The sequence below is a fragment of the Caulobacter sp. 602-2 genome (genome assembly GCF_011043625.1).
In the GTDB taxonomy this organism is placed as follows: domain Bacteria; phylum Pseudomonadota; class Alphaproteobacteria; order Caulobacterales; family Caulobacteraceae; genus Caulobacter.
In genome coordinates, this window is the sequence record NZ_JAAKGT010000009.1 from 66,040 (window position 1) to 79,855 (window position 13,816).

At 69.2% G+C, this 13,816-nt stretch carries 10 protein-coding genes and 1 tRNA gene; 6 read left to right on the plus strand and 5 right to left on the minus strand.

Going from position 1 to position 13,816, the window contains the following annotated elements; translation table 11 throughout:
* Positions 1–21 precede the first annotated feature (21 nt).
* A complete protein-coding gene (locus G5B46_RS17245) occupies positions 22–798 on the plus strand; it encodes a polysaccharide deacetylase family protein (protein WP_165260716.1) in 777 nt (258 codons plus the stop codon).
* Here the strand turns inward: G5B46_RS17245 and G5B46_RS17250 are convergent.
* Positions 795–1,949, minus strand: coding sequence for an aminotransferase (locus tag G5B46_RS17250; RefSeq protein ID WP_165260976.1), 1,155 nt, complete (start codon positions 1,947–1,949; stop codon positions 795–797). The two genes, G5B46_RS17245 and G5B46_RS17250, sit on opposite strands and share 4 nt — an antisense overlap.
* Positions 1,950–2,198: 249 nt before the next feature.
* On the opposite strand from G5B46_RS17250, the gene G5B46_RS17255 reads away from it, so the two are divergent.
* From G5B46_RS17255 to G5B46_RS17265, 3 genes are all read left to right on the plus strand, one after another.
* Positions 2,199–2,450: a GlsB/YeaQ/YmgE family stress response membrane protein gene (locus G5B46_RS17255; protein WP_101717094.1), complete on the plus strand. Its 252-nt coding sequence runs from the start codon at positions 2,199–2,201 to the stop codon at positions 2,448–2,450.
* Positions 2,450–3,763 (plus strand): sorbosone dehydrogenase family protein, encoded by a 1,314-nt coding sequence (locus G5B46_RS17260; protein WP_165260718.1) that lies wholly within the window; start codon positions 2,450–2,452, stop codon positions 3,761–3,763. Before G5B46_RS17255 ends, G5B46_RS17260 begins: the two co-directional genes overlap by 1 nt.
* A gap of 497 nt (positions 3,764–4,260) precedes the next feature.
* Positions 4,261–7,242: a TonB-dependent receptor gene (locus tag G5B46_RS17265; protein ID WP_165260720.1), complete on the plus strand. Its 2,982-nt coding sequence runs from the start codon at positions 4,261–4,263 to the stop codon at positions 7,240–7,242.
* A 168-nt stretch (positions 7,243–7,410) separates the two neighbouring features.
* On the opposite strand, the gene typA is transcribed toward G5B46_RS17265, so the two are convergent.
* Positions 7,411–9,246: a translational GTPase TypA gene (typA, locus tag G5B46_RS17270; protein ID WP_165260722.1), complete on the minus strand. Its 1,836-nt coding sequence runs from the start codon at positions 9,244–9,246 to the stop codon at positions 7,411–7,413.
* A gap of 523 nt (positions 9,247–9,769) precedes the next feature.
* Positions 9,770–10,702, minus strand: a complete 933-nt coding sequence (locus G5B46_RS17275; protein WP_165260724.1) for an N-formylglutamate amidohydrolase — start codon at positions 10,700–10,702, stop codon at positions 9,770–9,772.
* A gap of 151 nt (positions 10,703–10,853) precedes the next feature.
* Between G5B46_RS17275 and cpdR the strand changes: the two genes are divergently transcribed.
* Positions 10,854–11,210, plus strand: a complete 357-nt coding sequence (cpdR, locus tag G5B46_RS17280) for a cell cycle two-component system response regulator CpdR (RefSeq protein ID WP_058350243.1) — start codon at positions 10,854–10,856, stop codon at positions 11,208–11,210.
* Between the two features lie 108 nt (positions 11,211–11,318).
* A tRNA-Val gene (locus G5B46_RS17285) sits at positions 11,319–11,393 on the plus strand.
* 124 nt (positions 11,394–11,517) lie between these two features.
* Here G5B46_RS17285 and G5B46_RS17290 read toward each other — a convergent pair.
* Positions 11,518–12,519, minus strand: coding sequence for a helix-turn-helix domain-containing protein (locus G5B46_RS17290; RefSeq protein WP_165260726.1), 1,002 nt, complete (start codon positions 12,517–12,519; stop codon positions 11,518–11,520).
* A 1-nt stretch (position 12,520) separates the two neighbouring features.
* Entirely contained in the window at positions 12,521–13,816 is a 1,296-nt protein-coding gene (locus G5B46_RS17295) for an MFS transporter (RefSeq protein ID WP_165260728.1), read from the minus strand.

The following is a 13,816-nucleotide window of genomic DNA, read 5'->3' on the forward strand; positions in this document are numbered from 1 at the left end:
AACAAAGGGAGAGGGCGGCCGATGAAGGCGCTGCTGGCGATCGTCATTAGCCTTGCGTGCGGGATCACCGCCGCCAACGCCGCCCAATGGCCGAACGGCGCCAAGGCGGCCGTGGCCTTGACCTATGACGACGCCCTGGCCTCACAGCTCGACAACGCCGTACCGGCGCTGGACGCGGCGGGCCTCAAGGGCAGCTTCTTCCTGTCGGGCGTGAAGGCGGCCGACATTCCGCGCTGGCGCGCCGTCGCCGCCGGCGGGCACGAGCTGGCCAACCACACGATCTTTCACGCCTGCCCGGCCGCCAGCTTTCCGGCCGATCCGCGCTACGTCGCCGAGGCCTACACCCCCGCCAGCCTGCTCAAGGAGATCGAGCAGCAGAACGTCCTGCTGACCGCCATCGACGGCAAGGCCCGCCACGGCTTCGCCACGCCCTGCGGGGCCAGCAAGGCCGGCGGCGTCGACTATCTGGAGGCGCTGCGGGCCTCGAACCTGGTGACCTATGCGCGCGGCGTGGTGACGACGCCGCAGGATCTGGCCGGCGCGAAGATCGATCCGATGCACGTGCCCTCGCGCGGCTTTCCCGAAGGCGTCACCGGCGCCCAGCTGATCGATTTCGCCAAGAGCGCCGCGGCCGGCGGCGGCGTGGCGGTGTTCCTGTTCCACGGCGTGGGCGGGGATTACCTGCAGGTGTCGAACCCGGCGCACCGGGAACTGCTGGCCTGGCTGAAAGCCAATCCGAAAGAGGTGTGGGTCGCGCCGTTGCAGGAGGTGATGGACTGGGCCGCGGCGCATCCCTAGCCGGCGCGCGCCCGCGCCAGCCGCTCCACCGCCGCGTCCAGCACGTCGTCGCCCTTGGCGAAGCACAGCCGCAGCACGCTGGTCACCGGATCCTCCGCGTAGAAGGCCGAGACCGGAATGGCCGCCACGCCATGCTCGCGCACCGCCCGCAGTGCGAAGGCGCGGTCGGGTTCCTCGATGCCCGAGGCGGCGAGGTCGACATTGAGGAAGTAGGTGCCGCCGCTGCTTAGCACGGTGAAACCCGCCTGCCGCAGGCCCGTCGCCAGCCGGTCGCGCGAGCGCTGCAGGCCGGCCGGCATGGCCTCGAACCAGTCGCCCGGCGCGTCCAGCCCGAAGGCTACGGCGGCCTGCAGGTTGGGCGGGGTGGTGAAGGTCAGGAACTGGTGGGCGCCGGCCAGCGCGCGGGCCAGGGGCGGGGCGGCGCACAGGAAGCCGACCTTCCACCCTGTCATGCCGAACATCTTGCCCGCCGAGCCGATCTTCACCGTCCGCTCGCGCATGCCGGGGAAGGTCATCAGGGGCTTGTGGGCGCGGCCGTCGAAGACCACGGCCTCCCACACCTCGTCGCAGACGGCGGTGACGTCGAAGCGCACGCAGAACTGCGCCAGCAGGGCCAGGTCCTCGTCGGGCATGACGACGCCGGCCGGGTTGAGCGGGCTGTTGAGCACCACGAGTTTGGTCTTGTCGCTGAAGGCGGCCTCCAGCATCGACTGGTCGAACCGCCAGTGCGGCGGGGTCAGGCGCACCAGGCGCGGGATCCCGCCCGCGCGCCGCACCATCGGCAGATAGGCGTCGTAGAGCGGCTGGAACAGCACCACCTCGTCGCCGGGCGAGATCAAGCTGAGGAAGGCCGCCGCCAGCGCCTCGGTCGCGCCCGAGGTGACGATGATCTCGCGGTCGGGATCCAGGTCCAGGCCCTGGGCGCGGCCGTAGTGGCCGGCTGCGGCGCGGCGGAGTTCCGGCAGGCCGCGCATCGGCGGATACTGGTTGGAGCCCTCGATCAGCGCCTGCCCGGCCTTGCGCCGCAGGGCGATCGGCCCCTGGTCGTCCGGGAAGCCCTGGCCCAGGTTGATCGCCCCCAGCTCACGGGCGAGACCGCTCATCTCCTCGAACACGGTGACGGGCAGGTCGGCGAAGACGGGGTGGACCATGGGGCGCTCGACGCGATGCAAGGCGCGGACCATGGCTCGACCCTGGCGCGTCGCCAAGACCTTCCGCCGCGCGGCCCCCTCAGTCGCTCCGCGACAGCTCCCCCAGAGGGGGAGCATCTGCAGCGATAGATCCTCCCCCTCTGGGGGAGGTGGCCCGGAGGGCCGGAGGGGGCTCGCGCCGGCCCAAGGCAACCTCTGCCGCACTCCGCGCATTTCCCTCACCGCCAAGGGCTGCAGGAGGAAGACGGCATGAACGGCGTGGGTTTCATCGGCGCGATCATCATCGGTATCTTCGCCGGATGGCTGGCCGAGAAGATCATGAAGCGCGACCACGGGCTGCTGACCAATCTGGTCGTGGGCCTGGTCGGGTCGCTGATCGGCGCCTTCCTGGCCAGCATGCTGGGCCTGGGGGCGACCGGCTGGATCGGCAGCCTGGTGGTTTCGACCGTCGGCGCGGTGGTGCTGCTGGCCCTGCTGGGCCTGTTCCGCCGACGCGCCTGATGCAGCGGCTGCTGGTCGTCGCCGCGAGCGCGGCGGCGCTGAGCCTGGCGGCCTGCGGCGAGCGGGCCGACCTCGACGTGGCCGCCGGCACCGGCGCGAACCCGCAGTTGCCGGCGCCCAAGAAGACGCTGCTGCCGACGGTCAACATCGCGCCCGCCAGGGGCTGGCCGGCCGGCGGCGCGCCGCGTCCGGCCGAAGGGCTGGTCGTGCAGGCCTTCGCCGACAAGCTGGATCATCCGCGCTGGATCCACGTGCTGCCCAACGGCGACGTGCTGGTGGCCGAGACCAACGCCCCGCCCAAGCCCGAGGACGGCAAGGGCCTGAAGGCCAAGATCCAGGGCATGGTGATGAAGCGCGCGGGCGCGGCGACCAAGAGCGCCAACCGCATCACCCTGCTGCGCGACACCAACGGCGACGGCGTCGCCGACCTGCGCTCGACCTTCCTGTCGGGCCTGAACTCGCCGTTCGGCATGGCCCTGGTGGGCGAAACCTTCTACGTGGCCGACACCGACGCGGTGCTGGCCTTTCCGTACAAGGAAGGCGAGACCGCCATCACCGCGCCGCGCCAGCGGGTGACCGACCTGCCGGCCGGGCCGCGCAACCACCACTGGACCAAGAGCCTGATCGCCAGCCGCGACGGAACGCGCCTCTACGCCACCGTCGGCTCCAACAGCAATGTCGGCGAGAACGGCCTGGCGGAAGAAGAGGGCAGGGCCGCGATCTGGGAAATCGATGTGGCCACCGGCGCCAAGCGGCTGTTCGCCACCGGCTTGCGCAATCCCAACGGCATGGACTGGGAGCCGACCTCCGGCGCGCTGTGGACGGTGGTCAACGAGCGCGACGAGATCGGCAGCGATCTGGTGCCCGACTACATGACCTCGGTGAAGGACGGCGGGTTCTACGGCTGGCCCTACAGCTATTACGGCCAGCACGTGGACGCGCGGGTCAAGCCGCAGCGGCCGGACCTGGTGGCCCGGGCGATCAAGCCGGACTATGCGCTGGGGCCGCACACCGCCTCGCTGGGCCTGGCCTTCGACGGCGGCTCGGCCCTGCTTGGGCCGTCGCGCGGCGGGGCGTTCATCGGCCAGCACGGGTCGTGGAACCGCAAGCCCCACAGCGGCTACAAGGTGGTCTTCGTGCCCTTCGCCGGCGGCAAGCCGTCGGGTCCGCCGAAAGACATCCTGACGGGCTTCCTCAACGCCGACGGCGAGGCCCTGGGGCGGCCGGTGGGCGTGGCGCTGGACCTGCGCGACGGCCTGTTGGTCGCCGACGACGTCGGCGACGTCATCTGGCGGGTCTCCCGGCGGCGCTGAGGTGATCGCCCGATCCCGTCTCCGAGCTTCCCCGCCTGCGCGGCGATCGGGCGGATCGATACGTTCATGGGAAGGGGGAACGGCGCGCTCCGATTCACCCGCAAACGCCTGCGGCGCCCAAAAGCCGGGCGGTCGCGGGGCCGTCCGATCCGCCTCCAGCGGCGAGACGCTGTCATTCACAACCTTCAAGATGGAGAAGGTATCCATCAGTATCTATGTATTTCTAGAATGAATTCACAAAACTATTAAATAGAATACATGTCTTTCGGTCGCGATATAACGGCCGAACTGTGACGAACTAATGTCCTGCCCATGATCTTCGGCGGCGAACTATTGCCGACGAAGGCGGCTTTGCCGGGAAATATGGATGAAAAATCGATTGGGGAGGCGTGTTCGCGCTCCCTGGTCGGCTTCCGCGTCCTAAAGACCCCGTCAGAGCAGGAGCTTCGCGAGGGGCGAAGTTTCCACGCACACCTATCCATGGGGGCATATTCTAGATGCTTGATCGCAAGTTGCTGCTGGCCTCGTCGGTGATCGCCGGCCTGGGGCTGGCGCCCGTCGGCGCCTGGGCGCAGACGCAAACCCAGGCTTCGGCCAAATCCGAAAAGGCCGCGGAAGACGGCGACGCCGTCGAGGCCATCGTCGTCACCGGCTCGCGCATCAAGCGCAACGCCTACAACAGCGCCTCGCCGATCCAGGTGATCACTTCGGAACAGAGTGAACTGGAGGGCCTGGTCAACACCACCGAGATCATCCAGAGCTCGTCTCTGGCCAGCGGCTCGTTCCAGGTGGCCGACGAACTGACCGGCTACAACGTCACCGGCGGCCCGGGCGTGAACACCATCTCGCTGCGGGGCCTGGGCGCCAACCGCACCCTGGTGCTTCTGAACGGCCGCCGCCTGACGCCGTCGGGCGTACGCGGCACGGTCGGTCCGGTCGACCTGAACACCATCCCCAACGCGATGATCGACCGCGTCGAGATCCTCAAGGACGGCGCCTCGTCGATCTACGGCTCGGACGCCGTGGCCGGCGTCGTCAACTACATCACCAAGACCGACTATGACGGCGGCCGGGTGCGGGTCTACGGCAACGCGCCCTTCGCCAAGGGCGGCGGCGGCCAGGAGTATTCGGCCGAAGCCTCGTGGGGCAAGACCTTCGACCGCGGCTACATCAGCGCTTCGGCCAGCTACTACAAGCAGATGGCCCTGCGTCGCGGCGACCGCGACTACACCAGCTGCTCTGCCGACAACTACTACAGCACCACCAACGGCGCCCGCGTCGACCTGACCGATCCGGCCACCGGCGACTACAAGTGCTTCAACCAGATCAACAACGTCGCCTACACCAGCGGCTACGGCGGCTACTTCCAGTACATGCAGCCGGGCACGAGCTATTCGTACACCGGCAACACCGCCCCGGGCTTCGTGGCCAGCAACGCCGCCTTCGCCAACCTCGCCCGCGTGGCGCGCGCCAACTATCCGGAGACCTACCGGGTCGCCAACTACGACTCGTCGGTCTGGCAGCGGGCCACGGTCATCAGCCCGGTCGAGCGGGCCAGCTTCTACGTGACCGGCGGCTATGACCTGGGCGCCGGCGTCGAGGCCTATGGCGAGTTCCTCTACAACCGCCGCAACTCCGAACAGAACGGCGCCCGCCAGCTGTTCCCCACCGTCGCCACGACCAACCCGAACAACATCTTCGGCGCGGCCGGCGGCACGGCCTATCCGGTCATCGCGGTGGCCTACGACTCGATCCAGAAGGTCGACTACTATCGCGGCCTGGGCGGCCTGCGCGGCGACTTCAAGTTCCTGGAAGGCTCCAAGCTGGGCTTCCTGAGCGGCTGGGACTGGGACGTCTATGGCCAGTACGGCAAGTCGGACGGCACCTATTCGGTCAGCTCGATCAACAGCGACGCCATCGCCGCCACCACGGCCGCCGGCGCGAGCAACTACTGCGTCCAGTCGCTGGTGACGATCTCGGGCGGCGACTGCTCGACCCTGCCGACCGGCATCCCGTGGTTCAGCTCGCGCGTCCTGGCCGGCCAGTTCACCGACGCCGAGAAGGCCTTCCTGTTCGGCGTCGACGTGGGTCACACCACCTATGAGCAGTCGCTGGTCGAGGCCAGCTTCTCGGGCGAGTTGTTCAGCCTGCCGGCCGGCAAGGTCGGGGCCGCCTTCGGCTTCACCTATCGTCACGACGACTTCGACGACAGCCCGGGCACGGCGTCGCTGAACAACAACAACTGGAACCTGACCCGCGCCGGCCACACCTTCGGCACGGACACGACGACCGAGGCCTTCGCCGAAATCGACGTGCCGGTGCTGAAGGACCTGTTCCTGGTCAAGAGCCTGGACCTGCAGGTCTCGGGTCGTCACACCGAGGTCGACAGCTACGGCGACAGCGACACCTACAAGATCGGCCTGAACTGGCAGATCACCCCGACCTGGCGCCTGCGCATGAGCGACGGCACCTCGTTCCGCGCCCCGTCGCTGTACGAGCTCTACCTCGCCGACCAGACGGGCTACAGCGTCGCCGACCCCTGCATCCTCTACGGCAGCAGCGGCGCCAGCCAGACCATCGTCACCAACTGCGCCGCCCAGGGCGTGTCGGCCACCCAGGCCAGCTACTCCACCCTGGTCACGGCCGGTGGCGGCAAGGGCATCCTGAAGGCCGAGACCTCGGAGTCGAAGACCATCGGCGTGGTGTTCACCCCGAGCTTCATCAACCTGAAGGTCGCGGTCGACTACGCCGACATCGACATCAGCAACGAGATCACCCAGTTCGGCGCCGCCAAGATCGCCGCCCGCTGCTACGAGTCGGTGGGCCTCTCCAGCCCGTTCTGCTCGCTGGTGACGCGCGATCCGACCACGCACCTGCTGACCTTGGTCAAGAACGACTACGTCAACGTCGCCTCGCAGAAGAGCCGCGCGATCGACCTGACCACCGACTACCGCCACGACTTCGACAACGGCGGGCAGCTGTACTTCAACAGCCAGTTCAGCTGGCAGCTGCAGGACACCTCCAACCTGTTCGGCGAGACCGAGGAGGACGACTACAACGGCACGACCTACATCTACGATGGTCCCGATTTCTCGGGTAAGGCCAGCCTGTCGTACCGCAAGGGGCCGTGGACCTACACTTGGTCGTCGACCATCACCGGCAAGGCTTCCGACGCCGAGATCCTGGGCGACACCGTGGGCAGCGCCAAGTACGCCACCTCGACCAGCTACGACTACGTGGTCGGCTCGACGTACTACAAGTACGTCCACGTGAAGTACCACACCGAGTTCATGGCCTATCACAACGTCTCGGCCCGCAAGCAGATCGACGACAAGACGACCATGACCTTCGGCGTGCAGAACCTGTTCGACGAGGCCCCGCCCTCGATCTCGAGCAGCTATCGCGTCGGCAACTCGGAAATCTGGGGCTACGAGCTGCGGGGCCGTCGCGGCTTCCTCAGCATCGAGCGCAGCTGGTAAGCGCAGCCCGGTCTGAAAGCCGGAAAGGCCGTCGCCCCGCCGGGCGGCGGCCTTTTCTTTTGATCCTCCTCCCGCGAAGCGGGGGAGGACCTTGGCCGCCGCGCATGAAAAAGGCCGCCGACCCGAAGGTCGGCGGCCCGTTTCAGATCTCGAAGGACCCTGAGAAGACTAGTCTTCCTTCACGCGCTTCTTGCGGAACGAGGGGTTCAGCGTCTGCTTGCGGAGGCGGATGTTCTTCGGGGTCACTTCGACCAGTTCGTCTTCCTCGATGTAGGCGATGGCCTGCTCGAGGGTCATCTTGCGCGGCGGGGTCAGGCGGATCGACTCGTCCTTGCCCGAGGCGCGGACGTTGGTCAGCTGCTTGGCCTTCATCGGGTTGACGTCCATGTCATCCTGGCGGCTGTTCTCGCCGATGATCATGCCCTGATAGGTCTTCTCGCCGGCGCCGACGAACATCACGCCGCGCTCTTCCAGGTTCCACAGCGCGTAGGCGGCGGTTTCCCCGTCCGAGTTGCTGATCAGCACGCCCTTGCGCTGCTGGTCGATGGCGCCCTTGTAGGCTTCGTAGTGGCTGAACACGCGGTTCAGCACGCCCGAACCGCGGGTGTCGGTCAGGAATTCGCCCTGGTAGCCGATCAGCGAGCGCGACGGGGCGGTCAGCTGGATGCGGGTCTTGCCCGCGCCCGACGGGCCCATGTCGCGCAGCTCGGCCTTACGCAGCGACAGCTTCTCGATGACGATGCCCGAGAACTCGTCGTCGACGTCGATCATGACGTCTTCCATCGGCTCGAGGCGCTTGCCGGTTTCCGGATCGGCCTGGAACACGACGCGCGGACGCGAGATCGAGACCTCGAAGCCTTCGCGGCGCATGTTTTCGATCAGCACGCCCAGCTGCAGTTCGCCGCGGCCCGACACTTCATAGGCGTCGCCTTCGGTGCTCTCGGTGACGCGGATGGCGACATTGCTTTCGGCTTCCTTCAGCAGACGGTCGCGGATGACGCGCGACTGGACCTTGTCGCCTTCACGGCCGGCCAGCGGGCTGTCGTTGACCGAGACGGTCATCGAGATGGTCGGCGGGTCGATCGGCTGCGAGGGAAGGGCCTCGGTGACTTCCAGGGCGCACAGGGTGTCGGCCACGGTCGCCTTGCTCATGCCGGCGATGGCGACGATGTCGCCAGCTTCCGCGCCTTCGTCGATCGGCTGGCGCTTCAGGCCGCGGAAGGCCAGCACCTTGGTGATGCGGCCGCGCTCGATTTCCTTGCCGTTGCGGTCCAGGGCGTGGATGGCCATGCCCGGGACGGCCTTGCCGCTCTCGATGCGGCCGGTCAGCAGGCGGCCCAGGAACGGGTCGCTTTCGATCAGCACGTTCAGGATCTGGAACGGCTCGTCGCGCTTGGCGATCTGCTTGGGTTCCGGCACGTGGCGGACGATCAGGTCGAACAGCGGGGCGAGGTTGTCGCTCGGCACGTTCAGGTCCAGCGTGGCCCAGCCCGAGCGGCCCGAGGCGTAGATGTGCGGGAAGTCCAGCTGCTCGTCCGTGGCGCCGATGGCGGCGAACAGGTCGAAGGCGGCGTTGTGCACGCGGTCCGGATCGGCGTGGGCGCGGTCGACCTTGTTGATGCAGAGGATCGGGCGCAGGCCCATCTTCAGCGCCTTGGTCAGCACGAACTTGGTCTGCGGCATGACGCCTTCTTCGGCGTCGATGAGCAGGACGCAGCCGTCCACCATGCCGAGGATGCGCTCCACCTCGCCGCCGAAGTCGGCGTGTCCGGGGGTGTCGATGATGTTGATGCGGGTTTCGCCCGCTTCACCGTTCCACAGGACGCTGGTGCACTTGGCCAGGATGGTGATGCCGCGTTCGCGCTCCTGGTCGTTGGAGTCCATGGCGCGTTCGGTCGTCGCCTCGTTGGCGCGGAACACGCCCGACTGGGCCAGCAGCTGGTCGACGAGGGTGGTCTTGCCATGATCGACGTGCGCGATGATGGCGATATTTCGCATGGACATGGGAGGGCGGCGGGCTTTCGGAGAAAATCGGATGAGACGCTGCGCGCGTCAGGCGCGCGGCTTTTACGCGACTGCGCTGCGTTTATCCACCCCGTGCGTAAGGCGCCTTATGTCGCGGTTACCGGTGTCATCTCGCAAACCCTTATTCCTACCGGGTTTGAGGTGGTTTCTGGCGGTTGTCGTTTCTTTGGCAACTAATGCTGCAGTGCAGCAATGCCTATTTTATGGTCAAGCTTGAAGATCGACGTTCTCCGATCCTTGCTGTGCATGGGGTTGCTTCATGTTGTCGCGGAAAATTCGACAACGTTGTCCAACTTTCCGCTTGCTCGATTTCGCAGCGCACCCTATAAGGAAGGTGTGAGGCGGCGCTGCCGCTTCTGCCCTTCCTGGGCGTTTCCTCCCTAATGAACTAGCCCGGCCTTACCGCCGGGCTTTTTTTTTGGCCTGAGCCCGACGCGGCGCGAGTTTGCAGCCCTTTGCGGCGGTTTGCGGGCGCGGGAGGCCTCGCGCCCGCTCGTTTTCCCTATTTCAGCGCCGCCCAGTCCGCCTGCGTCAGCAGCGCGGTCAGCTGCTCCACGTGCGCGGTCAGCACCGCCAGGCCCTCGGTCGGCTCGCGCGTCGTCTCGTTCATGTAGAGCGCGCGGTTGATCTCGATCTGCAGCGCATGGGTGCGGCGGGCCGGCCGGCCGTAGTGCTCGGTGGTGTAGCCGCCGGCATAGGGGCTGTTGCGGGCCACGCGATAGCCCATGGCCTCCAGGGCCTCCTCGACCAGCTTGGTCAGGCCCGGCGCGCAGGCTGCGCCGAAGCGGTCGCCCAGTACGATGTCGCATGGACCGCCGACCCTGGCCCGGGTGCCGCGCGTCGCGGCCGCCGGCATCGAGTGCCAGTCGATCAGCACCGCCAGGCCGTGGGCGGCGCGGGCCTGGGCCAGGAGGCGGTCGAGCATGTCGTGATAGGGGCGGTGGCCGTGCTCGACCCGGGCCTTGGCCTCCTCGAAGGTCAGCTTGCGGGCGTAGATCGGCCGGCCGTCGGCGACGCGGGCGATCGCGCCCAGGCCGGCGGCGACACGCGCGGTGCGGCCGCGGGCGAACTCGGGCAGGGCGTCGTCCTCGAACATCGCCGGGTCCAGTTCCCAAGGGTCGCGGTTGAGGTCGATATAGGCGCGGGCCAAGCGCGAGCGGATCGTGGCCACGCCCCGCGCCGGGGCGCCGGCGATCAGCCGGTCGACGAAGGCGTCTTCCGAGCCTCTCAGCACCGTCTCGGGCAGGCGGGCGGCGGCCATCATCTCCGGCGGATACAGGGCGCCCGAATGCGGCGAGGCGAACACCACGGGCGTCGGCGCGGGCGAGCCGTCCGGCGCGGCCCGCACGGCCTTGAACGCCGGTTCGCGCCCGAGCGCGGCTCCGCCGGCCTGGGCGGAGGCCGTTTCCGGCGTGATCGGATCCCATGCGTTCATGCGTCACATAGTCGAGGGCGCCGGGCTTGCGGTCAAATGCCCTCGCGCCCTGTCGTATCTGTGGACGGACCGCGCCGGTTCACCGGCGATTTACCGTCCTGAACATAAGATTCGGGCTCCAGAGACGAGATCCAACGGACACGTAAGCGACATGGCCCGCATCCTCCTCGCCGAAGACGACGACTCGCTGCGGGGCTTCCTGGCCCGGGCGTTGGAACGGGCAGGCTTCGAAGTCACCGCCTGCGCCGACGGCGAAGAGGCCGTCAGCCACCTCGAGCATCCGTGGGACCTGCTGCTGACCGACATCGTCATGCCCGGCATGGACGGCATCGAAGTGGCGCGCCAGGCCGCCGCCCGTGACCCGGCCCTGCGCATCATGTTCATCACCGGCTTCGCCGCCGTGGCCCTTTCGGCCCAGGATCGCGCGCCGGCCGGCGCCAAGGTGCTGTCCAAGCCCGTCCACCTGCGCGACCTCGTTTCCGAGGTCGAAAAGATGATGGCGGCGTAGGGCGCGAAAAAGTTTTCAAGGCGGCTTGCGCACCGGCCAAGCCGCCGCTATACCCCCACACCTTCCCGGCCGGGACGCCTTCACGAAGGCGCTTCGGATCGCTTCGGCGGACGCGTAGCTCAGCGGGAGAGCACTACGTTGACATCGTAGGGGTCACAGGTTCAATCCCTGTCGCGTCCACCATCCCTTCCCTTCTTTCAGTTCGATTTGAAGCGCCGCCGGCACATGCGGGAGCGGCTTTTCGTGCGCTCGGGCACAGGCGGGTCTTCGGCGCAGATCGAATCGCGGCCTCAGGCGCGCGGCGCCCTCATCCCAGTTCTCCGAGCCAGCCGTCCCAGCGTCGTTTGCTGACGCCGGGATCGTCGCGCGGCTTGTCGGCCAGGGCGGCGCGGTAGGCCTGCAGGCTGTCGCCATAGGCCTCGGCGAACAGGCGGGCCATCTGGGCGGGGCTGGAGAAGCCCAGGCGTTCGGCCAGGGCGGCGTCGTTCGGGGCGGCGGGGTCGCGGGCGTCGAGCACGCGGCGCAGGGCGTCCAGGCGCGTCAGCTGGATGAAGCGGGCCACGCCGCCCTGCTTTTCGAACAGGCGATAGAGCGACGAGCGCGAGATGCCGGCCCCGGCGGCGATGGCCTCGACCGACAGCGACCTGTCCGCCAGGCGCGGAATGACGAAGCGGCGCACCGCCTCGCGGCGCGAGAGGTCGCGGCGCTGGTCCTCGCGGCCGACCCGCGCCGCGTCGCCGCCCACCGACGAGAGGATGTCGACGAAGGCGCGGCCCAGCGCGGGCAGGGCGGCCGAGCCCAGGGCGTCGCCGTGACGGGCCAGCGAGGCCAGGAAGTCGGCCAGCACCAGATTGTCCGGCGGGGCCAGGAGCTGGCCGTGCAGGCGGCCGGCCGGGCCCATCGCCGCCTCGATCACGTCGCGGGCGATGCTGGCGGTCAGGATCCGGGCGTCGTCGTGCTCGGTGCGCATCGGCCGGCGGGTGTCGAGCAGCACGCTGGTTCCGGGGCCCAGGATGCGCGGCGGCCCGGGGACCTCCAGGCGCACCTGGCCGTCCAGCACGTGGGTCAGCACGAAGTGGTCGAAGCCGTCGCCGGCGATCCGCTCGCGGCGGGCGTGGACGACGCCCGACAGCCGGCGCTCGAACAACAGCACCTTGTCCAGCCGCCAGCCGCGCACCTGGGCGAAGAACCGGCCCTCGCCGCGGCTGACGTCGGAGCCGCGCGAATAGAGGGTCGCATAGAGGGCGAAGGCCTCGTCGGCGGGATGGTCGTCGCTGGAGAAGCGGAAGCTGTCGGTGGCGGTGGGCATGTCAGGCGCCGGCGGCCTCGCGGGTTTCGCGGGCCAGGGCTCGCCACGCCTTCGCGCCGAGGGCGGCGGCCATCACCGCCAGGGTCGCGGCCAGCACCGTGACCAGCGCCAGGGCCATGGCCAAGCCGTGCGGGCCCGTGAACAGGCGATCGCTGACCAGGCCGGTCAGCAGCGGGCCAAAGCCCAGTCCGGCTACGGTGACGAAGGCCAGGTAGAGGCCGTTCATCGCCGGGCGCAGGGGCGGGGGGCTCAGCGGCTGCAGGCCGGCCAGGGCGGCCAGCGCCGCGCCGCCGCCGCCCGCGGTGATCAGGAACAGCGCGCCGGCCGCGGTGACGGGGGCGGCGGCGCCCGCCAGCAGCACGGCGCCGAGGACGGCCGTGGCGAGGCCGCCGGCCAGCACCAGGGCCGGACCGCCGCCGGCGCGCAGGCGGCGGTCCATCAGCCGGCCGGCCGCCAGGTGCCCGCTCGGCGCGGCGACCAGGACGACGGCGCCGGTCAGCAGGGCGCTGGCGGTCGGGCTCAGCCCGCAGGCGCGGTTGACGACCGACGGCGCCCAGGCCGCGGCGGCCTGGACCGCCAGGATGACGCCGCCGGATCCGAGGAAGTGCAGGCCAAGGCCCAGCGGGCGCGCGCCGAGGCGGGCCAGCGCGCGTCCCAGGCCATCGTCGCCGGGGCGAGCCGGCGCCAGTCCGCGCAGCCGCCAGGCCAGCAGCGCCACCAGCAGCAGGTTGGGCAGGGTCAGCAGCACGACGGCCGCGCGCCAGGGCGCCTGGCCGAAGGCGTGCAGGGCTCCGCTGGAGAACGCGCCCAGCGCCAGGCCGCCGGCCAGGAGGGCGCCGCTGCGCCCCATTGACGAGCCGGAGGTGAACATCGACACCCAGCGCGACAGCCGGGCCGGCGGGGCGGCCGCCACGATCAGGGCCAGGGCCGCGGGCGCGAAGGCGGCCTGGGCCAGGCCCAGCACCAGCCGCGCGGCCAGCAGGCTCTCATAGGTCGGGGCCAGGGTCAGGGCGAGGGTCGCCAGCGTCCACAGGGCCGCGGCGCTGGCGAGCAGCGGCGCGGGCGACAGGCGGTGGCCGCGATGGCCGGCCAGCAGGGTCGCGGCGACGTAGAGCGCCACGAAGGCAGGGCCCTGCAGCGCGCCCAGCTGGGTGTCGGTCAGGTGGAACTCGGCTTTCAGCGCCGGTGCGTAGACGCTGGGCACGGCCCGGTCGACGAAGGCCATGAAGTGGCCGGCCGCCAGCAGGGCCACGCCGGACGCGTCGAGCTTGGAATACTGGTCCGGACGCGACCTCAC

Bases quoted from the DNA above. Each gene is read 5' to 3' on its own strand.
- G5B46_RS17265 (WP_165260720.1), top strand. From the start codon at position 4,261: ATGCTTGATCGCAAGTTGCTGCTGGCCTCGTCGGTGATCGCCGGCCTG.
- G5B46_RS17250 (WP_165260976.1), bottom strand. From the start codon at position 1,949: ATGGTCCACCCCGTCTTCGCCGACCTGCCCGTCACCGTGTTCGAGGAG.
- G5B46_RS17290 (WP_165260726.1), bottom strand. From the start codon at position 12,519: ATGCCCACCGCCACCGACAGCTTCCGCTTCTCCAGCGACGACCATCCC.
- G5B46_RS17245 (WP_165260716.1), top strand. From the start codon at position 22: ATGAAGGCGCTGCTGGCGATCGTCATTAGCCTTGCGTGCGGGATCACC.
- G5B46_RS17255 (WP_101717094.1), top strand. From the start codon at position 2,199: ATGAACGGCGTGGGTTTCATCGGCGCGATCATCATCGGTATCTTCGCC.
- typA (WP_165260722.1), bottom strand. From the start codon at position 9,246: ATGTCCATGCGAAATATCGCCATCATCGCGCACGTCGATCATGGCAAG.
- cpdR (WP_058350243.1), top strand. From the start codon at position 10,854: ATGGCCCGCATCCTCCTCGCCGAAGACGACGACTCGCTGCGGGGCTTC.
- G5B46_RS17275 (WP_165260724.1), bottom strand. From the start codon at position 10,702: ATGAACGCATGGGATCCGATCACGCCGGAAACGGCCTCCGCCCAGGCC.
- G5B46_RS17260 (WP_165260718.1), top strand. From the start codon at position 2,450: ATGCAGCGGCTGCTGGTCGTCGCCGCGAGCGCGGCGGCGCTGAGCCTG.